Genomic DNA, 24,533 nt, shown 5'->3' with positions numbered 1-24,533 from the left:
GGGAGTCACTACTGTTTCCAGTACAAAACCATGGCTGTCGCAGGCAGTATGGGCTTCGTAAGCGAACTGCCGCTTGTGGTCTCCCTTTACGAACAGGCCGCTGTCCGGGTCGGTTCTGCTCTTTGTCACAGTGCGGGTCTTCTCTTTCTTCCTGCGGGCCAGTTTCTTCTTGGAAGTGTTGTCTTTTCGCTTCTTAGGTGCTGTCGGCGGCTCATCGTCATCATCGTCAAACGGCTTCTTGCCGTGAGCTTCTCTGTCCGCATTGACCTCCGCCATCAGCTCCTTCGCATAGTGCTTGGACGCCACAGGCACCTGCTCTTTTATCTGCTTCTTCGTATTGCCATTTGCTCTGCGGCCTGTTTCCGTGTTCATGGTTTGCAAGTAGATCTCTTCAATATAATCCCAAGGCATGATTCCAGCCAGCCGCACCCAGCGATTCTCCGGGTCAAGTTCCCCGCCGAAGGGCATGGTAAAATCCTCTATAACAAGCTGGTCCTTGTCCTCGATATAATACATGTAAAACACCCCAGAATAACAGTTTTTCCGCAGAAGCCGCTGATTTTGGCTGCTTCTATTATACTACATTTCGGACTCTTTCTGAATGTTTTTTCGCAAAATATTGCCGATTATTTTGAAATTCTTCGGTCAAAGAAAACTTTTGAGCGTTTTTCAGTAGACCCTAATATACATAGGATGAAGCCTTGCTCGGCTGCTTGGAAAGGAGGACATTATGAAGCAGTCAAGCAAGAAAATCTCTACCGGCACAGCCGCTCTCTACTGCCGACTGAGCCGTGATGATAACATGGACAGCGAGTCCAACAGCATCCAGAACCAAAAGAAGATACTTCAAAAGGCTGCCAAGGACAAGGGTTATACCGATACTATCTTTTTCGTGGATGACGGTATCACCGGAACCACCATGAAACGCCCCGGCTTTCAGAAAATGATCGCTGCAATCGAGGCCGGGTACATTTCGGCGGTGTTCGTGAAAGATTGTTGTGCGATAATGGGACTAAATCAGAAAGACCTTGAAAATCAAGGGATTCTGGCTTAGTCCCTTCTTTTTTGACCTGAAAGAGGAACAATCGCACTACAATCGGCGCACCGGATCAAAACCGGCTGGCGGTGGCTATGGAGGTACACTGCATAAGCCCTTCCCGTTGCGCTGCCCACAACGAAAGGAGTCCATCATGAAACAGGGAACTTTGGTTTATGACCACGCAACGGATCGGTACGACATTCGCTTTGACCTTGACTGCTACTACGGCGGTCTGCACTGCGGGGAATGCTTCGATGTCATGGTCAGGGGCAAGTGGAAACCCACCCGGATCGAAATGGCTGCGGACTGGTATCTGGTCGGCATCCGCACGGACGATTTGCAGGGATTGAGGGTGAGGATGTGAAGACTTTTCTCAAGGAAGTGCTGCTTCCTCTGCTGATTGCCCTTTGTCTTGCCGCATTCTTCAAGCCGGTCTATATGGCGGACGGCGTATGTGACTACTTCCTGATGTGGCTCTGTGTCGGCTTCCCATTCGGCATCCGCAGGATGTGTCTCTGGCTCGTCCCCTTCGGTTACGGCATATCCGGCACAGTAGGAATCTTCGCACTCAACATCATCATCGGCGGTCTTATCGGAGGACTCGCCCTGATTGTCGGGCTGCTGCTCGGCATCATCCATACCATCCGAGAAATCATCTGAATATCTGAAAAGCTAAGAGGGTTTGTTTCATTCTCCAATTCGGAGCATGAAGCAAACCCTCTTTTTTTGTTGCCCGAAAGCTGGAACAATCTGCCTCTTGCAGATGACGGCGGTGCGGCGAGGAAAGGAGAGAAAACAAAATGAGCTACATGACAGCCGGTAAGCTGCAAGCCTTTGAAGCCCTCATGAAGGAGGTACCCGGCCACAACCACTATGACAGCGGATGCGACGGGATCTGCCCGGAATGTCGGTCGTGCTGTTTCCATCGTCCCTACTGGAAATATCAAACCTGTGTCTTCGAGGAATGTCCCTATTCCCCGGTGAAGCTGTCAACGCTGCGCTGTCAGCCGGTGATGGCAAGGGAGGGATAACCGCATGGCAGTCTATCGCGTCAACAAAAACCGTGGCTACACGGTCATGGCAAATTACCATCTCAGGGATAAAACCCTGTCCCTCAAGGCCGTGGGGCTACTCTCCAAAATGCTGTCCTTCAACGATGGCTGGCAGTTCTCAACGAAAGGTCTTTCGGCGATCTGCAAGGAAGGCCCCGATGCTGTTCTGGCAGCTCTCAGGGAGCTTGAAGTTCACGGCTACCTTATCCGTCACAGGCAACGCGACGCCAAGGGCAGGATGAGCAACACGGTCTTTGAGATTTACGAACAGCCACAACCGGTTTCTCCACACAGGGAAAATCCAGATGTGGATAATCCAGATATGGATAATCCACACATGGAGAACCCACATGGGGAAAATCCCGCACAATTAAATACCAATCAAGTAATTAACAACCAAAGAAATAACTCTCTGAATAAGTATCAATCTATCAATCTTGATGGGATGGACAGGATGGATGAACGGGAGCAATACAGGGAATTGATCCGGGATAACCTTGAGATCGACATCCGCTCTCAGGACAGGCACTATGACCTTGACCGTGTAAACGAAATTGTCGAGATTATGCTGGATGCTATCTGCTCCACAAGCCCCACCATCCGTATCAACGGCGAGGATATGCCGCAGCCGGTGGTCAAGTCGCGCTTCCTCAAGCTGGACAGCGGCCACATTGACTATGTGCTCCAAGCGATGAACGATTGCCCTTCCGACATTCGGAACATCCGGGCATATCTGCTCACGGCGTTATACAACGCTTCGCTGACCATAGACAACTACTATTCAGCCCGCGTGAACTACGATTTTCACGGGAAAGGCTGATGCGTAAGCATTCTTAATCAACTTCAAGGGGGTGAGATGAAAACATGATCCACATTTTACATGGTGTCCCGCCTTAGTGACGGGATTGCCCCGCAAATCTCAGAAAGGAGGTCCCCATGCAGGATGAAGTAAATACCAAAGTTGTTGCGATTGCCATTAAGGGCGGCAAGATCACTGCGGAAGTGTTGAAAAAGGCGCTCGCCAAATTCATCGAGGAAATTGAAAAGGCAGAGAAGCAAGCCTCTCAGCCCAAGACCTATCGGGGCAAGCAGTCCATCAAGCACCTTGTCGAGCAGAACGCCGCAATCAGCAACATTGAAGTGACCGACGGAAACATCAAGTCTTTCGAGCGCACAGCGAACAAGTACGGGATCGACTACGCGCTCAAGAAAGACACCTCTGAGCAGCCGCCGCGCTATCTCGTCTTTTTCAAAGGGCGGGATGTGGATGTGATGACTCAGGCGTTCAAGGAGTTTTCCGCCAAGACGGTCAAGCAGAAAGAAAAACAATCCCTCAAGCAGAAGCTCTCCCGCAGCAGGGAGCAGTCCAAAGCCCAGCACAAGGAGAAGGTCAAGGTCAAGACGAAGGACCGGGGCGTTGAGCTATGAAGAAAAAACTCGACATCAAAAAGCTCGTCCTTCTCAATCTCCCGTATGTGTTCGCCTTCTACTTTGTGGATAAGCTGGCGGCAGTCTTCCGGCTGGCTCCCGGCACAGAGTTCATCGACAAGCTCACCGGGGGTTTTGCCAATTTCGGCGCAGCGTTTGCCAACCCGCTCCCCAGCTTCCACCCGGTAGACCTTCTCATTGGTGTGGCAGGAGGCGCATTGCTCAAGCTGGCCGTCTACATCAAAGGCAAAAACCGCAAGAAATTCCGCCAAGGGGAGGAATACGGGTCAGCCCGTTGGGGGCGACCGGAAGACATCCGGCCTTACATGGATGACGACTTCTCCAACAATGTCATCCTCACCCAGACCGAGGGGCTGACCATGAACAGCCGTCCAAAGCAACCGAAGTACGCGAGGAATAAGAACATCCTTGTCATCGGTGGTTCCGGTTCCGGTAAGACCCGCTTTTTCGTGAAGCCCAATCTCATGCAGATGCACAGCTCCTATGTGGTCACTGATCCCAAGGGTACAGTACTGGTCGAATGCGGAAAGATGCTTGAGAAAAACGGCTATATCATCAAGTCGCTGAATACGATCAACTTCCGTAAATCCATGCACTACAACCCGTTCGCTTACATCAGGTCAGAGAAGGACATCCTCAAACTGGTCAATACGATCATCGTCAACACGAAGGGAGATGGCGATAAGTCCGGGGAGGATTTCTGGGTCAAGGCGGAAAAGCTCTACTATACCGCCCTCATCGGCTATATCTGGTACGAAGCGCCGGAACACGAGAAAAACTTCACTACCTTGCTCGAATTGATCAACGCTTCGGAGGCCAGAGAGGATGACGAGACTTTCAAAAATCCCGTTGACCTCATGTTCGATGAGCTGGAAGAGCGCGCCCCTGACCACTTCGCGGTCAAGCAATACCGTAAATATAAGTTAGCCGCTGGCAAAACCGCCAAGTCGATCCTGATTAGCTGCGGCGCACGGCTTGCCCCGTTTGACATCGCGGAGCTGCGGGAGCTGATGAGTTACGACGAGATGGAGCTGGATTGCATCGGCGACCGCAAGACGGCGCTGTTCGTCATTATCTCTGATACCGACGATACCTTCAACTTTGTCGTGGCGATTATGTACTCCCAGCTTTTTAACTTGCTCTGCGACAAAGCGGATGATGTCTACAACGGGCGGCTTCCCGTTCATGTCCGCTGCCTGCTCGATGAGTTTGCGAACATCGGTCAAATCCCAAAGTTCGACAAACTGATTGCTACGATCCGAAGCCGGGAAATCTCAGCGTCCATCATCTTGCAGTCCCAGAGCCAGCTCAAAACCATCTACAAGGACGCTGCGGACACGATTGTCGGCAACTGCGACTGTACCCTCTTCCTTGGCGGCAAGGAAAAATCCACTTTGAAGGAACTCAGTGAAATCCTCGGCAAGGAGACAATCGACCTATATAACACATCAGAAACCCGTTCAACCAACAACTCATACGGCCTGAACTATCAGAAGACCGGCAAGCAGCTCATGTCGGAGGACGAAATCGCTGTCATGGACGGCGGCAAATGTATTTTGCAGCTTAGAGGCGTGAGACCTTTTCTCAGTGACAAGTACGACATTACGAAGCATCCAAAATACAAAATGCTGTCCGACTACGATAAGCGCAACGCCTTTGACATCGAGAAATACCGTTCTCACAAGCTGGTAGTCAAGCCAACCCAAACCTTCGACCTCTATGACATGGGAGAGGTTGAAGCCGATTGAAGCCCCGTCATGCACTGCGCATGGGCAATGCCCAAAGCAGAACAATGACGGGGCTTCTATTTTTTTGCCCATTTCCAATAATTCACACTCAAAAATCAAGGAGGTCACTCTATGGAATTTATCAATCAGGCGGTTACGGTCCTTCAGACGCTCGTTGTTGCCCTCGGTGCCGGTCTGGCTGTGTGGGGTGTGGTCAACCTCATGGAGGGGTACGGCAATGACAATCCCGGTGCCAAGTCCCAGGGCATCAAGCAGTTGATGGCCGGTGGCGGCGTGGTACTCATCGGCACGACCCTCATCCCCCTGCTGTCCGGTTTGTTCTGATAACCGGTTCGCGTATCCACATGGGAGGGCGCGAAATGCCGCGCTCTCCCTTCATTTTTAACCAATTTCCAACACAAGGAGGTCATTTATGGAATTTATCAATCAGGCAGTTACCGTTTTGCAGACCCTCGTTGTCGCCCTTGGCGCTGGCCTTGCCGTGTGGGGCGTGGTCAACCTCATGGAGGGGTACGGCAATGACAATCCCGGTGCCAAGAGCCAAGGAATCAAGCAGTTGATGGCCGGTGGTGGTGTGGTACTCATCGGCACGACCCTTATCCCGCTCCTGTCTGGCCTGTTCTGATCCGGCAACCCCAGCATAACCGAAAGGTGGTGAAATATTGGGATTTATCCTTGAAAAAATCGAAGAAGCCATAAAAGAGCTTCTGATCGGCTGGATTGAAAGCAACATGACCAATATGTTCACCGATGTCAACGACAAGGTAGGGACGATAGCTGCTGAGGTAGGCAAAACGCCCTCTTCATGGGATAGCAGCATATACCAGATGATCCGGGGACTATCCGAAAATGTGATAGTCCCCATCGCTGGTATCATCATCACCTTTGTCCTGTGTTACGAGCTGATCTCCATGATCACCGAGAAAAACAACTTGCATGACATGGACACATGGATGTTCTTCAAGTGGTTCTTCAAGGCGGCTGTGGCGATCTACCTCGTTACCAATACCTTTGACATTGTGATGGCGGTCTTCGACATCGGTCAGAATGTCGTAGCCGGTGCAGCCGGTGTCATAAGCGGCGACACGAACATCGACATCGAATCCACTCTTGAACAAATGCGCGCCAGCATGGAAACGATGGGCATTGGCGAACTGCTTGGCCTGTCCATAGAGACGCTGCTGATCAGCCTGTGCCTCAAGATTATGTCCATTCTCATCACGGTCATCCTCTATGGCCGGATGATTGAGATTTATTGCACCGTGAGCATCGCGCCCATTCCCATAGCGACGATGAGTAACCGCGAATGGGGCAGCATCGGTACGAACTACCTCAAGGGCTTGTTCGCACTGGCGTTCCAAGGTTTCCTCATCATGGTGTGCGTTGCGATCTATGCCGTGCTCATCAACAACATGATCATCGCGGCCAATATCCACTCGGCGCTGTTCTCTGTGGCGGCATACACGGTCATCCTTTGCTTCTCCCTGTTCAAGACAGGTTCGCTTGCAAAGTCACTATTCAATGCCCACTGAGAAAGGAGGGTCAGCTTGAAGAAATACTCCGTGATCTACGCCGACCCTCCGTGGCGGTACAAGGTCTACTCAAAGAAGGGGCTTGGCCGCTCAGCGGAAAGCCATTACCCGACCATGAGCCTTGAAGACATCAAGGCTCTGCCTATTGGAGAGCTTGCAGCAAAAGACTGTGCGCTCTTCATGTGGATTACCTTCCCCTGTATGCAGGAGGCGTTCCAAGTCCTTGAAGCATGGGGATTTGAATACAAAACGACGGCTTTTGTCTGGATCAAGCAGAACCGGGTGTCCGACAGTCTCTTTTGGGGCATGGGGTACTGGACACGGGCGAATGCTGAACTGTGCATCCTTGCAACGAAAGGCCATCCCAAACGGGCAAGCCCCGGTGTGCATCAGGTCATCATGAGCCACATTGAAGAGCACTCTAAGAAACCGGAGGAAGCCCGCAACCGCATCGTCCAGCTCATGGGCGATGTCCCGCGCATCGAACTTTTCGCCCGCCAGTCCCCCGAAGGCTGGGATGTATGGGGCAATGAAGTTGAGTGCAGCATCACGCTTGGAAAGGAGGTTCCCAATGGCGTTTGTACCGGTCCCGAAGGACCTGAATCGTGTCAAGACGAAGGTCATGTTCAACCTGACAAAGCGGCAGCTCATCTGCTTTGCGCTGGCTGCGGCAGCGGGTGTTCCAATCTTCTTCCTGACTAAGCCCAGCCTCGGCATCTCCACCTCGGCAATGCTGATGGTGGTCATCATGCTCCCGTTTATCTTCTTCGCTCTCTATGAGAAGGACGGGCAACCGGCTGAAAAAATCCTCGGTCATGTGATCAAGTCCATGTTTCTGAGGGATAAGGTGCGGCCATACCGCACGAGCAACCTATACGCTGCGATCCAGCAGGAAATCAAAGAGAAGGAGGAATTGCAGATTGCACAGCAGCACGAAAAAGGCCGCAGAGCCTAAGCGGCTTACCAAAAACGGCAAGGTGTACGGCGATCTTCTCTCCGCCGAGGAAAAGAAGAAGCTGGTCATGCAGAAGAAAAAGGACAAGAAGGCAAAGAAAGTCCGCAAATCGGCGCAGCAGACCATCCCCTATGTGGAGATGTGCCGCGACGGCATCTGCAAGGTCAACAGCCGTCTCTATACAAAGACGATCCGTTTCAACGACATCAACTATCAGCTTGCCCAGAACGAGGACAAGACGGCCATCTTCGAGAACTGGTGCGACTTCCTGAACTACTTTGACAGCTCGATTTTTGTCCAGTTCTCCTTTATCAACCAGAGGACGAGCATCAGCGAGTTCAAGAAGCAGATCAACATCCCGGAGCAGGATGACGAGTTCAACGACATCCGCAGCGAGTATTCCGAGATGCTGCAAAACCAGCTCACGAAGGGCAACAACGGCCTCATCAAGCGCAAGTACATTACCTTCGGCATTGAGGCCGACTCCCTGCGCATGGCGAAGGCCAAGCTGGATCGGATTGAGACGGACATCCTCAACAATTTCAAAACCCTCGGTGTGAAGACCGAGCCGCTGTCCGGCTACGAACGGCTGAAAGTGCTCCATGATGTGTTCAACATGGACTCGAACGAGCCGTTCCGCTTCTCCTTTGACATGGTAGCCCGGACAGGACTCAGCAGCAAGGACTTCATCGCGCCCACTTCCTTCGATTTCCGCGAAGGCAAGTGCTTCAAGATGGGCAAGGCCATCGGCGCGGTGAGCTTCCTGCAAATCCTCGCGCCGGAACTCAATGACCGGATGCTGGCTGACTTCCTCGACATGGACAGCAACATCACGGTCAATCTTCATATCCGCACGATTGATCAGGTGAAAGCCATCAAGAGCATCAAGATGAAGATTACCGACCTCGACAAGATGAAAATTGAAGAGCAGAAGAAGGCCGTGAGAAGCGGATATGACATGGAAATTATCCCGTCCGACCTTGCCACCTACGGCGGTGAGGCCAAGCGCCTGTTGCAGGACCTTCAGACGCGCAATGAGAGAATGTTCCTTGTGACCATCCTCATCATGAATACCGCTGCCTCCCGCCAGAAGCTCGAAAATGCTATCTTCCAGACAGCTTCCATCGCCCAGAAATACAACTGTGCGCTCAAGCGGCTGGATTTCCAGCAGGAGGAAGGGCTGATGTCCTCTCTCCCGATTGGCCTGAATCAGATCGAGATTGAGCGCGGGCTGACCACCTCTTCGACGGCAGTGTTCGTCCCGTTTACGACGCAGGAACTTTTTCAGGGCGGCGAGGCGCTGTATTACGGGCTGAATGCGCTCTCCAACAACATGATCATGGTTGACCGAAAACAGCTCAAAAACCCGAATGGCCTGATCCTCGGTACCCCCGGTTCCGGCAAGAGCTTTTCGGCGAAGCGGGAAATGACCAACGCCTTCCTCATTACGGAGGATGACATCATCGTCTGCGATCCCGAGGCGGAGTATTATCCCCTTGTGCAGAAGCTCGGCGGTCAGGTCATCCGCATCTCGCCGGTGAGTACCGACTACATCAACCCGCTGGACATCAATGTGAACTACTCGGAAGAGGAAAACCCGCTGACTTTGAAGTCTGATTTCATCCTCTCCATGTGTGAGCTGATTGTGGGCGGCAAGGACGGGCTGCAACCGGTGGAAAAGACCATCATCGACCGCAGCGTCCGCAAGGTGTATCAGGACTATCTTGCCGATCCGGTTCCTGAGAAAATGCCTATTCTCGAAGACCTCTACAACATCCTGCGCAGTCAGAGTGAGCCGGAGGCACAGCGTATCGCCACTGCCCTTGAAATCTATGTGCATGGCTCGCTGAATGTCTTCAATCACCGGACGAATGTGGATGTAAATAACCGATTCGTCTGCTATGACATCAAGCAGCTCGGAAAGCAGCTCAAGAAACTTGGGATGCTCATTGTACAGGATCAGGTCTGGAACCGTGTGACCATCAACCGCGCCCAGCACAAGGCGACGCGCTACTATATGGACGAGTTCCACCTTCTGCTCAAGGAAGAACAGACAGCCGCCTATTCCGTCGAAATCTGGAAGCGGTTCAGAAAATGGGGCGGGATTCCGACCGGGATCACCCAGAATGTCAAGGATTTGCTGGCTTCCCGTGAGATTGAGAACATCTTTGAGAACTCCGACTTCGTCTACCTTCTGAACCAGGCATCCGGCGACCGGCAGATTTTGTCCAAGGCACTGAACATCTCGCCCAGCCAGCAGAACTACATCACCAATTCCAACGCCGGTGAAGGCTTGATCTTCTACGGCTCGACCATCGTCCCCTTCAAGGATGACTTCCCGAAGGACACGATGCTCTATCGTTACATGACCACCAAACCCGAAGAAACCTTGCAGAACTAAGGAGGACTACCTTTATGAAAAAGAATATGAACGAGAACTTTGAGATCACCGTTGACGAGATGACCGAGATTTTCGGCGATACGCCGGTTGAGATGAGCTTCCGCGAGGTCAAGGAAGGCATGGACAGGTTCTTTGGCCTGATGGGGCTGACCGTGGAGCTGGTCAACCTGATCCGCAAGGAGGACGAGCTGAAAAAGCACCACCGCGCTTACCTCCATGTCCGCGAGGAAATCGCCGAGTGTGCCGATGAGGCGACGGAGGTTATCGCCGGTATTCTCGACTCCATTCAGGAGAAGGAGCACATCTACCGTGTGTCCGGCACGCCTTCCGCATTTGATATGGATGAGGAAGACGAGGATGCGGACGATTTTGTCACCATCCCCAAGGAGAAGTATGACAGCATGATTGAGGATCTGCTGACGATGGCCGAGCTGATTGACATGGTATCGGATATGCGCACCAAGGATGTCCGCGCCATTCAGGAGTTTGGCAAGTTCATCCCCGCTTATGCCGCCTATGAGCGCAACCGTCTTTCCCTGTACCGCGAGGCGGCGAAGGAGGCCGAATCCATCATCGACCGCTGGGAGGATGAGTTGGACGATGACGAGGACTACGAGCCGGACGAGTATTTCTCCGACTAAGTGCGCATCAAGTCTCGCAGAAAGGAGGTAGTCTCCATACAGCTTGATCACATTTACACCGGCGATTGTCTCGAAGTCCTCAAAACGCTGCCCGATGAAAGCGTCCATTGCTGCATTACCTCCCCGCCGTACTACGCGCTGCGTGATTACGGTGTGGACGGGCAGATCGGCAGAGAGGCAACGCCAAAGGAATACATCTCGCGCCTGACGGAAGTGTTCACCGAAGTCAGGCGCGTCCTGCGTTCGGATGGGACGCTCTGGCTCAACATCTCCGACACCTATGCCGGGAAAGGCAATCAGGGCGGCTATGTGGACGCAAAAAATCCCAAGGGCAGAAACGGTCAGGCTGTGGCTCTCAACTACAAGGTTGAGGGCTGCAAGCCCAAGGATATGATCGGCATCCCGTGGATGCTGGCCTTTTCGCTCCGCGACTCCGGCTGGTATTTGCGCAATGACATTATCTGGATGAAAGAAAACCCGATGCCGGAAAGCGTCAAAGACCGCTGCGCCCGATGCTATGAGCATATCTTTCTGTTCTCGAAGTCACGGAAGTATTTCTTTGACTACAAGGCCATTTCCGAGCCGATTGCTCCCGGAACGGCAAGCAGGCTCAAGCGTGGGGTCAAGGGAAGCAACAAATACGGGGAGCCTATCCCCGGACAGGCGAAGCCGCAGACCATCAATCTTTGCCGTGAACACGGTGCTATCTCCGATGAGATGATCAATCCGTTGCGCAACAAGCGGGATGTCTGGATTATCAACACCGTCCCCTTCAAAGGCGGTCACTATGCCGCATACCCGCCGAAGTTGGTTGAAACCTGTCTGCTTGCCGGATGCCCGAAAGGCGGCGTTGTCCTTGATCCCTTCATGGGCAGCGGTACAACCGGCATGGTCGCAAAGCAGCTTGACCGTCACTATGTCGGGATTGAGTTAAACCCTGAATACAAAGAACTTGCCGAGGCGCGGATTGGAGGTGAAATCTGATGCCTCATGATGAATTGAAGCCCAAAGACCGGGTTGTCCTGCGGATGACCAGAGACGGCGCTGTGGAAGAAAACCTCACGGAAGGCACTTCGGAAAAGGTGTCGAAGCGCCTTGAAGACGCTCAGCTTGTCGCGCCTCATGACGCAGAATCCGGTGATATTGCCGAAGAGGGCAGGAAGCGGCGGCAGCTTCGTCCTGATGAGCTGGAAGACGCAGAGAGTCAGACTCAGGCCGAAACACGCTCCGCAGATGCGGCGCAAGAGTACAAGCCGGGTGATCTGCCCGTCAGCGATGATCCAACATCTCACACTCTGCACTCTGAGACATACCGCACCCATTCCGTTGACTACGGAAAAGCATTTACCGATACCGCTGTCACCGGCAAGGTCAGCAGACCTCGCGCTGAAAGGCAGATTGATGGAGAGTCCGTTCTGGAAAGAGCGGCTGAAACCTCCGCAGAGATGCCGGACCTTGACGGCGATGCCCCAGCTTCCCGGCGAATCGAGCGTTTGGAGCGCAAATCCCAGAAGGCGCATGAGCGTCTGGATGCCGCCCGTGAGAAGCTGCCCACCAAGAAGGTGCTGAAAAAAGAGCGCGTCTTTGACGAGGAAACCGGTAAAGGCAAAACCCGCCTCTACTTTGAAGACGAGCTGAAAGTCCCCAAGGGACAGAGCAAATTGCAGTTTGAGGCAGACAAGACCGTCCGCAAGGTCGGCGATACGCTTGCCTCTGGCATCCACGGCAAAATCCATGAGGTGGAGCAGGAAAACTCCGGTGTAGAAGCTGCCCATAAGACAGAGATTGCCTCCGAGTCCGTTGTCCGCCACTACCAGCATCATACAGAGCGCAGTGCAAACAAGCCGTTCGAGAAGGTGTCCAAGCTGGAGCAGAAGGCCGAGGCCGCTGACCGGAAGCTCCATTTTGAGAAGACGGTCGCCGAAAATCCTGAGATGAAGGCTTCCCGAGCCAATATGAATAAGCACTACCAGAAGCAGCACATCAAGAAGGAATATGCTGCGGCTCGCAAGGCAGGGACGCAAACGGCCTCCACCGCCACCAAGTCCACCGGTAAAACCATCCGAGAGAAAGCGTCGGATAAGGTAAAGGACTTTATCGTCAAGAACAAAAAGGTCTTTGCTTGGCTGGGAGCTGGCTTGATGATTCTGATCCTGTTGTCTGCTGGGATTAGCTCCTGCACGGCAATGTTCACCTCTACCACCTCGTCTGTCATCGCCACTTCCTACCTCAGTGAGGACGATGCCATGACCGGCGCGGAGGCGCAGTATTGTCAGATGGAGGCCGAGCTGCAATCGTATCTGGACAACTACGAAAGCACACACGACTACGACGAGTACCACTTTGACCTCGACGCGATTGAGCACGATCCCTATGTGCTCATTTCCATTCTCTCCGCCTTCAATGAAGGAGAGTTCACTCTGGACGAAGTTCAGGGGCTTCTTCAAACGCTCTTTGACCGGCAATACATCCTCACCGAAGATGTGGAGGTTGAGGTACGCTACCGGACAGAGACCCGTACCGGGACAACGACTGTCACCGATCCCGAAACCGGCGAGACCAGCACGGAAACTTACACCTATGAGGTCGAAGTGCCGTATAACTACTACATCTGTACTGTCACGCTGGAAAACTTTGACCTCTCCCATTTACCGGTCTACATCATGAATGAAGACCAGCTCTCCATGTACTCAGCCTATATGTCAACTCTGGGCAACCGTGAGGATTTGTTCCCCGGCTCCGGCTATGTGGACAAGTACATTGAAAACCCACCCGATGACTACACGGTCAATGCGGCGTATCTGACGGACGAGAAGTTCGCAACTCTCATCGCAGAGGCAGAAAAATATCTCGGCTACCCGTATGTTTGGGGCGGTTCAAACCCGTCCACTTCCTTTGACTGTTCGGGATTCGTCAGCTATGTCCTCACAAACAGCGGACTTGTCAACACCGGACGGCTGGGTGCGCAGGGGCTTTACAATGTCTGTTCGCCTGTTTCCAGCGCCGATGTGAAGCCGGGGGATCTCGTCTTCTTTGTCGGCACTTATGACACACCGGGCGTTTCCCATGTGGGCATCTATGTGGGCGACAATGTGATGTTGCACTGCGGCGATCCCATCCAGTACACATCCATCAACACTTCCTACTGGCAGTCTCACTTTTATGCCTTTGGAAGACCCAACTATTAACTGAAAGGAGCGTTTTTATGAACCCGAAATATCAGAAGGTTTGCGCGGAAATCACCAAAACCGAGAAGAAGGTCGAGGACCTGCAGGGGCAGCTCAAGGAGCTTTACGACAAGAAAACCGAGCTGGAAAACCTTGAAATCGTCAACACCGTCCGTGCAATGGTCATGGACAAGGATCAGATCATGGCCTTCCTCGCTGCGATGAAGGACGGCAAGGCGGAAAAGCCTATCACTACCCAGCAGGAGGTGACGGACAATGACTAAGAGAAAAGGAATCCGCCTTCTGGCGGCGCTTGCACTGTGCTTCACGCTTTGTATCTCGTTCACTGTACCCGCATTCGCCTATGCGGATGACACCGAGCAGGAGCTTCCGGTCACGGAGGCAACCCAGCCCGAGGCAACACCGGAAACCGCAGCACCCGAAAAGCCTGAACAGTATGAGGGCGAGCCGATTGACGGTGAAGGCAACGCTTATACCCGCGATCTGCTCTATGACAAGGCGACGAATAAGCAGTTCATCACAGTACAGACCAAGACCGGCAACACCTTCTATGTTGTGATCGACTACGATGCGCCCATCAACGAGGAAGAGGAACAGTACCAGACCTATTTCCTCAACATGGTGGACGAGGCCGATCTGCTTGCCCTGTTGGATGAGGAAACGGCATCTTCGCTTACTACCTGTAACTGCGATACCCGCTGCGAGGCCGGAGCTGTCAATACGGAATGCCCTGTCTGCAAAACAAACATGAGCGAGTGTGCCGGCGCTGTACCTGAGCCGGAAGAGCCAGTCGAGGGCGAGGAAACCGAGGTGCCCGAAGAGCCGGAAAACGCTTCCCCGAACATTGCCCTGATCATCGGCATCATCGCGCTGGTCGGCATCGGCGGTGGTGCATATTACTACTTCAAGTTCGTGCGCGGCAAGAAGCAGAAGGACGAGGATCTGGATTTCTTCGATGACGAGGGTTATGAGGAAGAGCCGTATATCAACGAGGACGAAGAGCCTGTCATTGCAGACGATGAAGATGACGGGAACGAAACCAAAGAAACGGAGGAAACGATTTGATCTTAGTGATTGCGGAAAAACCGAGTGTTGGAGCCGCTATCGGGAAGGTGCTGGGCGCTTCCTCCCGTAAGGACGGCTATCTCGAAGGAAACAACTACATTGTCTCATGGTGCGTTGGTCATCTTGTGGGGCTTGCGGACGCAAGCTCCTACGATGAGCGCTTTGCCAAGTGGCGGTACAGCGACCTCCCCATTGTCCCGGAGGAATGGCTGTTTGAAGTCCCGAAGGACAAGCAGAAGCAGTTCAAGGTGCTGCGTGACCTTATGCGTGATAAGCGTGTGACCGAGCTTGTCTGCGCCACCGATGCGGGGCGCGAGGGTGAGCTGATTTTCCGGTTGGTCTACAAGAAAGCCGGTTGCACGAAGCCTTTCAAGCGCCTGTGGATCAGCTCGTTGGAAGATAGCGCAATCCGGGAGGGCTTTGCCCATCTGCGAGACAGCGGCGATTATGACCGGCTCTATGAAGCCGCGCTTGCCCGTTCCAAGGCAGATTGGATTGTCGGTATCAACGGCACAAGGCTGTTCTCGACACTCTATCATAAGAAGCTGGTGGTCGGGCGCGTCCAAATGCCAACGCTGGCAATGCTGGTGGAACGGGAAGGTAAAATCTCCACCTTCCATAAGGAGAAATACTTCAAAGTCCATATCGGTAAAGACAACCTGACGGCGGACCTGGAAAAGGTCAAAACCGAAGGCGAGGCGAAGGCGATTGCGGCGGCTTGCGATAAAAAGCAAGCCGTCGTTTCCTATCTCAAGAAGGAGACGAAGACGGTCAACCCGCCGAAGCTCTATGATCTGACTACCTTGCAGCGGGAAGCCAACCGCTACTATGGTTTTACCGCCCAGCAGACGCTCGATCTTGTGCAGTCCCTCTATGAGAAAAAGCTGCTTACCTATCCCCGAACGGACAGTCAGTTCATCACCGAGGATATGGAGAGCACCGCCCGTCAGGTGATCGGCATTGTCTCCCGAAAGGTGCCGCTCTTTGAAGGCATCATCCACGAGCCGGACATCGGGCGAATTACCAACAACGCCAAGGTCACTGACCATCATGCCATTATCCCCACCGTCCAGCTTGAAAATCAGGATCTCACTGAGCTGCCGGAGTCGGAGCAGAAAATCATCCGGCTTGTCGCCATGCGCCTTCTGAGCGCTACCGGTGAGAAACACATCTATGATGAGACTTCGGTCACGCTCACCTGTGAGGGTTACGAGTTCAAGGCAAAAGGCAAAACGGTCGTACAGGATGGATGGAAGTCGGTTGAGCGCTGCTTCAAGGAAACGCTCAAGAGCAAGGAAAAGGACGAGCCGGAACGCTCGCTGCCTTCTCTAAATGAGAAGGATATTCTCTCATCTGTCGATTCCAGCGTCACCGAACATTACACATCCCCACCGAAGCCCTACACCGAAGACTCCCTTCTGTCGGCTATGGAGACTGCGGGGAATGCTGAGTTCGACGATGATACCGAAAAGAAAGGGCTTGGCACTCCCGCCACCCGCGCCGGTATCATCGAAAAGCTGGTCAAAGGCGGCTTCGTTGAGCGCAAGGGCAAATCTCTCGTGCCTACAAAGGACGGCAACAACCTTGTATGCGTCCTGCCTGAGCAGATCACTTCGCCTACCATGACGGCGGAATGGGAAAATACCCTGATGCAGATTGAGCGCGGCAATGCGGATTCGAACAAGTTCCTTTCCGGCATTGTAGGGATGACCTCCGAGCTGGTCAAAGCCTATCCTTTCCTCTCGGACTCCGAGGCAAACCGCTTCGATACCGGCAGAGAGTCCATCGGCAAATGCCCGCGCTGCGGCTCGCCGGTCTATGTGGGCAAGGGAAACTATTACTGCTCGAACAAGGAATGCTCCTTCTGTATGTGGGAGGACAATAAGTTTTTCTCTTCTAAGAAAAAGAAGCTAACCAAGAAAATCGCCGCCGAACTGCTGGACAAGGGTTGGTGCAGAGTGACCGGGCTTTATACGCCAAAGCGCCCGCAGCTCTATGATGCGGTGATCCGTCTGGATGACACAGGCGGCAAGTATGTCAGCTTCAAGATGGAGTTCGACCGATGACGCGCCCGCGATATATTGCCTCATGCAGCGGAGGCAAGGACAGCGTAGCAACAATTCTTCTTGCTGCGGAGAAAAACGAGCCGTTGGATGAGGTCATTTACAGTGAGGTGATGTTCGGTCAGGAGATCAGTGGAGAAGTCCCGGAGCATCGGGACTTTATCCACCAAAAGCTCAAACGGTTCGTTGAAAATGAACTCGGATGCAAATTCACGGTTCTGCGAAGTGACAAAACTTACGATGATGTGTTCCATCACATTATCACAAGAGGACCTTATGAAGGGCTGATTCGAGGTTTTGTCTGGCCGGGAAAGTGCGCGGTAAATCGGGACTGTAAAATGCCTCCGCTCCGCAAGTACCATAAGGCTCAACCTGATGACACCCGTAGCTATGTAGGTATTGCATTGGACGAGCCAAAGCGTCTTGCCAGACTGAATAAGGAGAAGGACATCAGCCTTCTTGCAAAGTATGGCATGACGGAAGCGGATGCTTGGCGGCTGTGCGAGAAATACGATATGCTCTCGCCCTGTTATCAACATTCCAAACGCAACGGTTGTTGGTTCTGCCCGAACGCATCGACTTCTGAGCTTTCCCACATGGTCAACCGTCACCCTGACTTATTTGAGAAGTTGATTGAATGGGAACATACAGATAATTTGTATCATCGCAGATTGACCAGAACGGAAACTCCGTCTGAGATCAAAGCCCGTCTTTCGGGCAAATCTCAGCCGGAGTTTTCTATTTCAAATCAGTAAGATTGGAGGTTAGAAATGGCTGAAAACAGAAACGCCCAGCAAGTCCGGGAAATCACCGACAAGCTGGAACAGGGACTCAAGGAACTGTTTGAATCCGAACGCTTCAAAGAGTACCTGAAAACGATGTCCAAGTTCTACAACTACTCGTTTAACAATACGCTTCTCATCGCCATGCAGAAGCCAGATGCGACGCTGATCGCCGGTTACGCGGCATGGCAGCGCAACTTCGACCGCCATGTGATGAAGGGCGAAAAGGGTATCAAAATCCTTGCTCCTGCGCCCTACAAGGTGCAGGAAGAGCGGGAAAAACTCGACCCGGCAACGCAGAAGCCCGTTCTCGACAAGGACGGCAAGCCGGTCACTGAGACGGTTGAAGTGACCCGCCCCGCCTTCAAGGTTGTGAGCGTCTTCGATGTGTCCCAGACGGACGGCAAAGCGCTTCCCGATATTGCCGTAGATGAGCTGACAGGCAGCGTGGAAAACTACGCCGCCTTTTTTGATGCTCTTAAAGAGCTGTCTCCGGTCCCCATTGCCTTTGAAAACATCACCGATGGCGCAAAAGGCTACTTCTCTCATGTAGAAAACCGCATTGCCATTCAGGAGGGCATGAGCGAAATCCAGACCATCAAGACGGCGATCCATGAGATTGCCCATGCCAAGCTCCATGCCGTCACTCCCGGCGAAAAGGTTGCTCCCGAAGACAAGAAAGACCGGCGCACTAAGGAGGTCGAGGCAGAAAGTGTCGCCTATACCGTCTGTCAGCGGTACGGCATTGAAACCTCTGACTATTCCTTTGGCTATATCGCCGGTTGGTCCTCCGACAAGGAGACCAAGGAGCTGAAAGGCTCGCTGGAAACCATCCGCAAAACGGCGGCTGAGATGATCACCGGTATTGATGAAAAGCTCAAAGAGCGACTTGCCGTGAAAGAACAGGAAGCCCCTACGCCGCTGCGGGATGCGGCGATTCCGGTTTATCGGGAAGCTGCGATGTATGCCTTTGAAGCTGGTGAGCTGGGTGCTTACCGCACCTCGATGCAAGCAAACATGGACTGTAAAGAGGCGATTGAGCAGACCATCAACGACTACTACGGCAACAACCGCCTTGCGGCGGAGTCCGCCGTCAAAAGCATCCTTGAGAAATTCTCGCCTGAGCGCGTCGCCTATGTCCTCGCGCAAACCATCCAGCAGAAAGGCCATGACGGACGCATTTCCCCGGACTGCAAGGAATGGGCAAAGGGCATGGATGGCAGCCCGGATAATGCTACTCATCTCATTATTGACGGTGTAAATCCGGGGCTGGTCAGCCTTTTCACCGAAGAGTTCGTCCGGCAGACCGCTATCGGTAAGGTACAGGAGCAGGCACCGGCTGAACAGAACGAATCGGCTGTGCCGGAGAAGGCTCCCGAAGCTCCGGCTCCCAAAGAGCCGGAACAGGCGGCACCGGTGAAGCATCGCCTCACACCGGAGGAAAAGAAAATCAAGGAAGCCGTCATGGACACGCTCAAAGCGCAGATCTCCGGTCGCAACGACGGGATGCTGGCTACTTACCGTTCGTCCAATCAGTCCTTTAAGGTGATGATGGAGTACAAGGTCAGGATTGAGGGCAACACCGTTACCCGGGATGGCGAGCCGATGTTCGCCATTCACCGCCGCCATTCTGCGAAGAAGGTACAGGGCTGCTACCGCGAGCTGACACCGACGCTTGAATATATCGGCAAAGAGAAGACTCAGGAAGCAGCGCGGGAAAAACCTTCTATCCGAGAACAGCTCCGCGCTGCGGCAAAGAGCCAGCCTGAGCGGAAAACGCCGGTCAAGCAGAAGTCCCGCGATGTCGGTTTGGAGTGATGCCTATGAAGTTTGAAAACATCAATCTTGTGGATGCCCTTCGCCGGATTATGGACATCCATACCCAGAACTACAAAGAGGATTTTGAGCTGGACGCCGGGTTGCTTCACAGCCTTGCCGGTTCCCAATCCCCCGAGGACAAGCACCTTCTCTGGATGTCCCGTCCGAACGGCACTTACCTCCTGCCTGAGCGCGAAGTCTATGTGGAGGATTCCTACGAAAACAAAGTGTGGGAGTTTTACCATGAGCAAACCCGCGATCCCATCCTTGCCTACGCGGTTGAGATCAAGGGCGTAGAGGGCGATACCGTCAGAGGCAACCTCATTGAGCTGGACTATGCTGCCCATGTGGAGAGGATGCAAAAGCTCACCGTTCCGGTTGAGACAGTGGCAGTCTCCTTTAAGGACGATGCCACCTTTTATCTGCCTTTCCGCAGCTACCGGCGTGAAGCGATCCCGCTGGAAGAAAAGCACGGCGAGGTTGTGTCGGTGAGTTATCTGCCTGAGAATGCGACTGAGCTTGACATGATCCTCCGCCGTGAGCGCTTCAAAACGGGCTTCCATGCGAAAACCGGCAGTATTGAGGATCACATTCACAAGCTTGCCGTCCAGCATGGCGTGACAGAAAAGCTTGGCATATTGCCCCTTGAAGCGCAGACCGCCTACAATGCCGTCAAGGAAGCCCATCCCGAAGCGATTGTCTGCTTTGCCCAGAACGGCTACTTCGAGATTTACGGTGAAGATGCGAAGAAGACAGCGCCCGCGCTCGGCACAAAGCTCCTGATGAAAGAGCTGGAAGGCGGCGGGCAGGTCGCCGTGACCGGTTTTCGGGAAGATCAGTGGGTCGCCAAGGCAAAAGCTCTGTGGGGACAAGGCAACGATGTCCTTGTCACGCAATCCGGTGAAGACGGTAGACAGGAAACCGTCAAGCACCTTCTCGCTGAGGACTATATCCCTGTTGGCATGGTGATGGATATGGATGGCAAAACTGTCCGCGTTGACAAAGTTGATTTTCCAAATGAAGAAGTCAGCCTGACGGACATCACGGACAGGAAAAATCCCGTTCCATTCCATGAGCGGCTGTCTATTGTCCGCTCCTATGTGGAGGATGCTCCGGCAGAAAACCTCTGGAAAGCAATGGATCGCAGAGAGCATCCCTCTCAGAAGAAGACTTCTGTCCTCGCAAAGCTCAAAGAACACGCCCAGACTGCGCCGGATAAAGGTGCTAAAAAGCCTGAGCAAACAAAGAAACCGAAATCAAAAGAAATGGAGATGTGATTATGTTTTTTACCGTGGAAGAGACAAATCTGATGTGTTGCTTCGACACTTCCAGCCGCAAGAGGCTGATTGCAGAGATGAAGTCGCTGCCCATCAATGAGCTGGACGATGAGATGGCGGAGCTGCTTTTTCATACCGTTCGGAAGCTTGAGGGTATCACCGACGAGGCGTTTGCCCAGCTCTACATCGCGCCGGACAGCATGATGGACGATTGAAAGGAGGATGCCTATGCCCGTATTGGATGGCAGTTTTGAAGCCTTCGTGACCAATCTTGGCAAGTACAACGAAGGCGAGCTTGTCGGGGAGTGGGTTCATTTTCCGACCACCGAAGAGGAAATGAAGAAGGTCTTCGAGCGGATCGGTATCGGCTCAAAGGACGAGTTCGGTCAGGTCTATGAGGAATGGTTTATCACGGATTATGACTGCTCCATTCATGGGGTCAGCACGCTCCTTGGCGAATATGAAAACCTCGATAAGCTCAACTACCTCGCCGCGCGGCTGGATGAGATGTCCCGCTCTGAGCTTGAGCATTTCGTGGCAATCATGGATAGCGGCTGCGATGAAGTGAATGACCTCGACGATCTGATCAACCTGACCTACAATCTCGACAACTATGATTTTATCCCCGACATCAAGGACTATGACGATCTCGGTCGTTACTACTTCTTTGAGGGCGGGTACAACATAGACAACAAGTTCGGCAGCTTTGTGGATTACATTGACTTTGAGCGATACGGCGAAGACTGCGCAATCAATGAAGGCGGCACACTGACCGACGCCGGGTACATCCGTCCTACCGGCGATAGCTGGAACCGCTACTTTGACGGTACGCTTGAGGATATTCCCGATGAGTACCGCGTCACCGGAAGCGGCGAAGAATTGGAGCAGCCAAGCACGATCACAGTGCTGGTGGTTGAGCCGGACAAGAAGCCCTATGTGAAAGAAATCCCTTCCAGCCTCGAGTCCTTACAGCATGAGGTTGGCGGGGACATTGAGGCGGTCTATCCCTTTGAAGAGCCGGTTGCCATTGTCTGCAATGAAGAAGGCAAGATGAACGGTTTGCCTCTCAACCGCGCTCTGCGGGATGACAGCGGTGAAATCTATGATATTGTTGCCGGTACCTTCCTTGTCACGGGGTTGACGGATGACAGCTTCGGCTCACTTTCGCCGGATCTGTTGCGGCAGTTTATGACGGAGTTCAAAATGCCGGAGCAGTTTGCCAAAATCGGAGATAGGATTGTTGCTATCCCGATGATTTCCGAAGAACAGCAGAAACAGACGGTTCTTGAAGAGAAAAGCTCCATTGTCAACGAGAATACCTCCGGCATGGCGGTGGATGGTCATATCGGCACATGGCACACGATTGACCATAAAGAGATCGACGGTCACACCTTCTGGCTGATGGAGCACGACACCTTTGGGGACGATGCCTCCTGCATCATTGTCGATGAGCGCGGCGAGCTGGTGCTGTCCCATATCTATGACGGCTTCGATGAGACCGCAGTCAATCTGCTCCGTCAGGAGGTCATGCCGGTCGAGAAGATGCCGGATGACAGCATCAGCATCGAGGAAATGAAGCAGTACGGCTACAAATGGGGCGGGATGCTGCCCATGCGGGAGGATGTTGCGGCTGAGGTCATGAAGTCGTGCCAGATTTACCGGCTGTACGGTGATGATACCGAGGGTCTGGTTCTGGACGCTAAGGAGATCATGGAACACGCCGCCAAAGGCGGTATCTTCGGTGTGGAGAAAGCGGATTGGGTGGCTGAGCTGGAAAAGCAAAATCCACTCAAAGCCGCTGAAATGTCACTTGAGGATGACTATGGCATGATTGATGGGATTATCAACAACGGTCCGAAGGAAGACAAAGCGAGCGAGAAGGGCGGGAAAGCCTCGATCATGGATCGGCTGAAATCCGCCAAAACCGCCCAGCAGACGGATAAGCCTTCTCCCCACAAGGAGAAGAAGAGCGAGCGTGAGTTATGAGCCGGAGTAAGAAATGGAAGCTCGAATGGAGCTTCTTCCTTGACAGCAACGGGCGGAGGAAATATGCTGAGCAATGCCGCCGTTGTCTCCATCCCTGCAAGCAGAGTTTTCGTGCTGAAATCATCGCGTGTCCCTTCTACGCATCCAAGCGGACAGATAGGAAGGAAAATATGTCGTGATTAGGGTTGAAAATCGCGTTTTTTATGCCCTGTAAGCGGCACTGATAGGGTGCCTCGTAGTTTTCTTGTCTGCGCCCTCAACAACCAAATTGCCGGGATAAAGGTCGAATTTTAACCAAAAGCGAAGAGCCTCAGTCGGTGCCCATTTGCGGGTGTCGGCTGAGGCTCTTTTTTCATTTTACTTTGCCGGTTCGTCTCCTTGAACAGGACGCTCATTTTTTGAGTTTCAAACCGTCCTTAAATGCTTCGCCGACGCGCTCCGTCACTTTGTAATACCCGTGAGTGTATGGATCAAATGCAATAGCATTCACCAAGGACATATCAAGCTTTCCGTCCACCATTACGCTTTCATCGGCAGTAACATTCACAACTCTACCGATAACGCCACAACCGTATTTTCCGTCTTGATACTCGATGAACTCACATTCCAGACAAAGCGGGAACTCGTTGATCACAGGTGCATCCACTTTTTCGGCCTTGCTGGCAGTCAGGCCACTTGCAGCAAGTTTATCCGATACTCGATTGCCGGATTCCACACCAAAGTAATCCGCCTCCGTCACATGAGCAGCATCCGCGATGCTGACGGTAAAAGCGCCCCGAGCCTTAATGTTTTTTACAGTCTTATGACTCTCGGTAAGGTTGAGAGCGACAGTATCTCTTTCCTGCATAGTTCCCCATGCAGCGTTCATAACATTGACGCTGCCATCCTCATTATAGGTCGCAACCATCAGCACCGGCATCGGGAAAATACCTTCGGTGATATTCAACTTGGTTCTCATAACTATCTCTCCTTCTGATTTGCATTATTGACATGACCGTATGTCTTACTTATAATTATATCCAGAAGAGAAACAAATTCAAGTACTGGCAATTAAGACAGGTACTTTCTATGAGGTAAGTGATGCTATGATACAGAACTACATTGAGAACGCCAATTTTGAAGATACCGGTTTTCATTACGCACTCTCCCTCATTTCCGGCAAGCATAAGATGGTAATTTTATATTGTCTGATGGAGTATAGGGTGGTACGGTTTAATGAGCTGAAAAGGTATCTAAAAAACATATCAGACAAAACCCTCAGTACAAACCTCAAAGAACTGGAAGCCGACAATTTGATCATAAGAACAGAATATCTCCAAATCCCTCCAAAGGTAGAATACAGCTTGAGTGAGCGGGGAAAATCATTGATGAAAGTGCTGGATCAGTTATGCTTATGGGGAGAAGAAAACAAACCAAAAGAATGAAAAAGCTGTCACTTACAACTGGACAGATAGGGCGGAAAATATGTCGTGATAAGGGTTGAAAATCGTGGCTTTTCTGCCCTGTAAGCGGCGCTTGAAAGGTGCCCCGTATGTTT

At 52.6% G+C, this 24,533-nt stretch carries 25 protein-coding genes and 2 pseudogenes; 25 read left to right on the top strand and 2 right to left on the bottom strand.

The features are described 5' to 3' along the window. A pseudogene (locus tag ACTNBU_RS01395) lies at positions 1 to 516 on the bottom strand (hypothetical protein); the annotation flags it as partial. 214 nt (positions 517 to 730) lie between these two features. On the opposite strand from ACTNBU_RS01395, the gene ACTNBU_RS01390 reads away from it, so the two are divergent. The 24 genes and pseudogenes from ACTNBU_RS01390 to ACTNBU_RS01275 all read left to right on the top strand — a co-directional run bounded on the left by ACTNBU_RS01390 (position 731) and on the right by ACTNBU_RS01275 (position 22,996). Then, a complete protein-coding gene (locus tag ACTNBU_RS01390) occupies positions 731 to 1,054 on the top strand; it encodes a recombinase family protein (RefSeq protein ID WP_418779494.1) in 324 nt (107 codons plus the stop codon). Between the two features lie 136 nt (positions 1,055 to 1,190). Next, complete coding sequence (locus ACTNBU_RS01385; RefSeq protein WP_087267980.1) at positions 1,191 to 1,403, top strand: DUF5348 domain-containing protein; 213 nt, start codon at positions 1,191 to 1,193, stop codon at positions 1,401 to 1,403. Beyond that, positions 1,400 to 1,699: a DUF6050 family protein gene (locus ACTNBU_RS01380; protein ID WP_087267984.1), complete on the top strand. Its 300-nt coding sequence runs from the start codon at positions 1,400 to 1,402 to the stop codon at positions 1,697 to 1,699. The genes ACTNBU_RS01385 and ACTNBU_RS01380 overlap by 4 nt, the downstream gene beginning before the upstream one ends. 140 nt (positions 1,700 to 1,839) lie before the next feature. Beyond that, positions 1,840 to 2,070, top strand: coding sequence for a hypothetical protein (locus tag ACTNBU_RS01375; protein ID WP_050006550.1), 231 nt, complete (start codon positions 1,840 to 1,842; stop codon positions 2,068 to 2,070). Positions 2,071 to 2,074: 4 nt separating this feature from the next. Then, positions 2,075 to 2,911, top strand: a complete 837-nt coding sequence (locus tag ACTNBU_RS01370; protein ID WP_441029956.1) for a DUF6017 domain-containing protein — start codon at positions 2,075 to 2,077, stop codon at positions 2,909 to 2,911. Positions 2,912 to 3,027: 116 nt separating this feature from the next. Beyond that, on the top strand, positions 3,028 to 3,519 hold the full coding sequence (locus ACTNBU_RS01365) for a PcfB family protein (protein WP_178803076.1): 492 nt from the start codon (positions 3,028 to 3,030) through the stop codon (positions 3,517 to 3,519). After that, a complete protein-coding gene (locus ACTNBU_RS01360; protein ID WP_441029954.1) occupies positions 3,516 to 5,288 on the top strand; it encodes a VirD4-like conjugal transfer protein, CD1115 family in 1,773 nt (590 codons plus the stop codon). Before ACTNBU_RS01365 ends, ACTNBU_RS01360 begins: the two co-directional genes overlap by 4 nt. Before the next feature lie 111 nt (positions 5,289 to 5,399). Then, entirely contained in the window at positions 5,400 to 5,612 is a 213-nt protein-coding gene (locus ACTNBU_RS01355; protein WP_004611947.1) for a Maff2 family protein, read from the top strand. An 88-nt stretch (positions 5,613 to 5,700) separates the two neighbouring features. Beyond that, entirely contained in the window at positions 5,701 to 5,913 is a 213-nt protein-coding gene (locus ACTNBU_RS01350) for a Maff2 family protein (protein ID WP_004611947.1), read from the top strand. A gap of 37 nt (positions 5,914 to 5,950) precedes the next feature. Beyond that, positions 5,951 to 6,820, top strand: coding sequence for a VirB6/TrbL-like conjugal transfer protein, CD1112 family (locus ACTNBU_RS01345; protein WP_050005960.1), 870 nt, complete (start codon positions 5,951 to 5,953; stop codon positions 6,818 to 6,820). Positions 6,821 to 6,835: 15 nt separating this feature from the next. Beyond that, positions 6,836 to 7,384 (top strand): annotated as a pseudogene (locus ACTNBU_RS01340) (MT-A70 family methyltransferase); the annotation flags it as partial. Between the two features lie 58 nt (positions 7,385 to 7,442). Beyond that, positions 7,443 to 7,775 carry a PrgI family protein gene (locus ACTNBU_RS01335; RefSeq protein ID WP_441029951.1) on the top strand — a complete coding sequence of 111 codons (333 nt, stop codon included), beginning with the start codon at positions 7,443 to 7,445 and terminating at the stop codon, positions 7,773 to 7,775. Between the two features lie 67 nt (positions 7,776 to 7,842). Then, positions 7,843 to 10,176 carry a VirB4-like conjugal transfer ATPase, CD1110 family gene (locus ACTNBU_RS01330; protein ID WP_441029967.1) on the top strand — a complete coding sequence of 778 codons (2,334 nt, stop codon included), beginning with the start codon at positions 7,843 to 7,845 and terminating at the stop codon, positions 10,174 to 10,176. Positions 10,177 to 10,295: 119 nt separating this feature from the next. After that, a complete protein-coding gene (locus tag ACTNBU_RS01325; RefSeq protein WP_441029965.1) occupies positions 10,296 to 10,817 on the top strand; it encodes a nitrogen fixation protein in 522 nt (173 codons plus the stop codon). A 153-nt stretch (positions 10,818 to 10,970) separates the two neighbouring features. Further along, positions 10,971 to 11,801: a DNA-methyltransferase gene (locus tag ACTNBU_RS01320; protein WP_441029963.1), complete on the top strand. Its 831-nt coding sequence runs from the start codon at positions 10,971 to 10,973 to the stop codon at positions 11,799 to 11,801. Beyond that, positions 11,801 to 14,005, top strand: a complete 2,205-nt coding sequence (locus tag ACTNBU_RS01315; RefSeq protein ID WP_441029949.1) for a CD1108 family mobile element protein — start codon at positions 11,801 to 11,803, stop codon at positions 14,003 to 14,005. Before ACTNBU_RS01320 ends, ACTNBU_RS01315 begins: the two co-directional genes overlap by 1 nt. Positions 14,006 to 14,022: 17 nt before the next feature. Continuing rightward, positions 14,023 to 14,268, top strand: coding sequence for a DUF4315 family protein (locus ACTNBU_RS01310; protein WP_113998520.1), 246 nt, complete (start codon positions 14,023 to 14,025; stop codon positions 14,266 to 14,268). After that, entirely contained in the window at positions 14,261 to 15,070 is an 810-nt protein-coding gene (locus tag ACTNBU_RS01305) for a DUF4366 domain-containing protein (RefSeq protein ID WP_441029947.1), read from the top strand. The genes ACTNBU_RS01310 and ACTNBU_RS01305 overlap by 8 nt, the downstream gene beginning before the upstream one ends. After that, positions 15,067 to 17,136, top strand: coding sequence for a DNA topoisomerase 3 (locus ACTNBU_RS01300; RefSeq protein ID WP_441029945.1), 2,070 nt, complete (start codon positions 15,067 to 15,069; stop codon positions 17,134 to 17,136). Before ACTNBU_RS01305 ends, ACTNBU_RS01300 begins: the two co-directional genes overlap by 4 nt. Continuing rightward, the gene (locus ACTNBU_RS01295; RefSeq protein ID WP_441029944.1) at positions 17,133 to 17,888 is read left to right on the top strand and encodes a phosphoadenosine phosphosulfate reductase; all 756 of its coding nucleotides are present in this window, start codon (positions 17,133 to 17,135) and stop codon (positions 17,886 to 17,888) included. The genes ACTNBU_RS01300 and ACTNBU_RS01295 overlap by 4 nt, the downstream gene beginning before the upstream one ends. A 15-nt stretch (positions 17,889 to 17,903) precedes the next feature. After that, positions 17,904 to 19,733 carry a DUF3849 domain-containing protein gene (locus ACTNBU_RS01290; protein ID WP_441029942.1) on the top strand — a complete coding sequence of 610 codons (1,830 nt, stop codon included), beginning with the start codon at positions 17,904 to 17,906 and terminating at the stop codon, positions 19,731 to 19,733. A gap of 5 nt (positions 19,734 to 19,738) precedes the next feature. Next, positions 19,739 to 21,010, top strand: coding sequence for a hypothetical protein (locus ACTNBU_RS01285; protein WP_441029940.1), 1,272 nt, complete (start codon positions 19,739 to 19,741; stop codon positions 21,008 to 21,010). 14 nt (positions 21,011 to 21,024) lie between these two features. Continuing rightward, the gene (locus ACTNBU_RS01280) at positions 21,025 to 21,225 is read left to right on the top strand and encodes a transposon-transfer assisting family protein (RefSeq protein WP_441029938.1); all 201 of its coding nucleotides are present in this window, start codon (positions 21,025 to 21,027) and stop codon (positions 21,223 to 21,225) included. Between the two features lie 13 nt (positions 21,226 to 21,238). Beyond that, positions 21,239 to 22,996, top strand: a complete 1,758-nt coding sequence (locus tag ACTNBU_RS01275) for an antirestriction protein ArdA (RefSeq protein ID WP_441029936.1) — start codon at positions 21,239 to 21,241, stop codon at positions 22,994 to 22,996. Between the two features lie 391 nt (positions 22,997 to 23,387). On the opposite strand, the gene ACTNBU_RS01270 is transcribed toward ACTNBU_RS01275, so the two are convergent. Further along, positions 23,388 to 23,954, bottom strand: coding sequence for a flavin reductase family protein (locus ACTNBU_RS01270; protein WP_069432466.1), 567 nt, complete (start codon positions 23,952 to 23,954; stop codon positions 23,388 to 23,390). Between the two features lie 127 nt (positions 23,955 to 24,081). Between ACTNBU_RS01270 and ACTNBU_RS01265 the strand changes: the two genes are divergently transcribed. Next, the gene (locus ACTNBU_RS01265) at positions 24,082 to 24,420 is read left to right on the top strand and encodes a winged helix-turn-helix transcriptional regulator (protein WP_441029933.1); all 339 of its coding nucleotides are present in this window, start codon (positions 24,082 to 24,084) and stop codon (positions 24,418 to 24,420) included. Positions 24,421 to 24,533 lie beyond the last annotated feature (113 nt).

Source organism: Dysosmobacter sp. HCP28S3_G4, assembly GCF_052065175.1.
In the GTDB taxonomy this organism is placed as follows: Bacteria; Bacillota; Clostridia; order Oscillospirales; family Oscillospiraceae; genus Oscillibacter.
This window is presented reverse-complemented; position numbering and strand designations above follow the sequence as displayed.

Bases quoted from the DNA above. Each gene is read 5' to 3' on its own strand.
- ACTNBU_RS01390 (WP_418779494.1), top strand. From the start codon at position 731: ATGAAGCAGTCAAGCAAGAAAATCTCTACCGGCACAGCCGCTCTCTAC.
- ACTNBU_RS01385 (WP_087267980.1), top strand. From the start codon at position 1,191: ATGAAACAGGGAACTTTGGTTTATGACCACGCAACGGATCGGTACGAC.
- ACTNBU_RS01375 (WP_050006550.1), top strand. From the start codon at position 1,840: ATGAGCTACATGACAGCCGGTAAGCTGCAAGCCTTTGAAGCCCTCATG.
- ACTNBU_RS01370 (WP_441029956.1), top strand. From the start codon at position 2,075: ATGGCAGTCTATCGCGTCAACAAAAACCGTGGCTACACGGTCATGGCA.
- ACTNBU_RS01365 (WP_178803076.1), top strand. From the start codon at position 3,028: ATGCAGGATGAAGTAAATACCAAAGTTGTTGCGATTGCCATTAAGGGC.
- ACTNBU_RS01360 (WP_441029954.1), top strand. From the start codon at position 3,516: ATGAAGAAAAAACTCGACATCAAAAAGCTCGTCCTTCTCAATCTCCCG.
- ACTNBU_RS01355 (WP_004611947.1), top strand. From the start codon at position 5,400: ATGGAATTTATCAATCAGGCGGTTACGGTCCTTCAGACGCTCGTTGTT.
- ACTNBU_RS01350 (WP_004611947.1), top strand. From the start codon at position 5,701: ATGGAATTTATCAATCAGGCAGTTACCGTTTTGCAGACCCTCGTTGTC.
- ACTNBU_RS01335 (WP_441029951.1), top strand. From the start codon at position 7,443: ATGTTCAACCTGACAAAGCGGCAGCTCATCTGCTTTGCGCTGGCTGCG.
- ACTNBU_RS01330 (WP_441029967.1), top strand. From the start codon at position 7,843: ATGCAGAAGAAAAAGGACAAGAAGGCAAAGAAAGTCCGCAAATCGGCG.
- ACTNBU_RS01325 (WP_441029965.1), top strand. From the start codon at position 10,296: ATGGACAGGTTCTTTGGCCTGATGGGGCTGACCGTGGAGCTGGTCAAC.
- ACTNBU_RS01315 (WP_441029949.1), top strand. From the start codon at position 11,801: ATGCCTCATGATGAATTGAAGCCCAAAGACCGGGTTGTCCTGCGGATG.
- ACTNBU_RS01310 (WP_113998520.1), top strand. From the start codon at position 14,023: ATGAACCCGAAATATCAGAAGGTTTGCGCGGAAATCACCAAAACCGAG.
- ACTNBU_RS01305 (WP_441029947.1), top strand. From the start codon at position 14,261: ATGACTAAGAGAAAAGGAATCCGCCTTCTGGCGGCGCTTGCACTGTGC.
- ACTNBU_RS01295 (WP_441029944.1), top strand. From the start codon at position 17,133: ATGACGCGCCCGCGATATATTGCCTCATGCAGCGGAGGCAAGGACAGC.
- ACTNBU_RS01290 (WP_441029942.1), top strand. From the start codon at position 17,904: ATGGCTGAAAACAGAAACGCCCAGCAAGTCCGGGAAATCACCGACAAG.
- ACTNBU_RS01285 (WP_441029940.1), top strand. From the start codon at position 19,739: ATGAAGTTTGAAAACATCAATCTTGTGGATGCCCTTCGCCGGATTATG.
- ACTNBU_RS01275 (WP_441029936.1), top strand. From the start codon at position 21,239: ATGCCCGTATTGGATGGCAGTTTTGAAGCCTTCGTGACCAATCTTGGC.
- ACTNBU_RS01270 (WP_069432466.1), bottom strand. From the start codon at position 23,954: ATGAGAACCAAGTTGAATATCACCGAAGGTATTTTCCCGATGCCGGTG.
- ACTNBU_RS01265 (WP_441029933.1), top strand. From the start codon at position 24,082: ATGATACAGAACTACATTGAGAACGCCAATTTTGAAGATACCGGTTTT.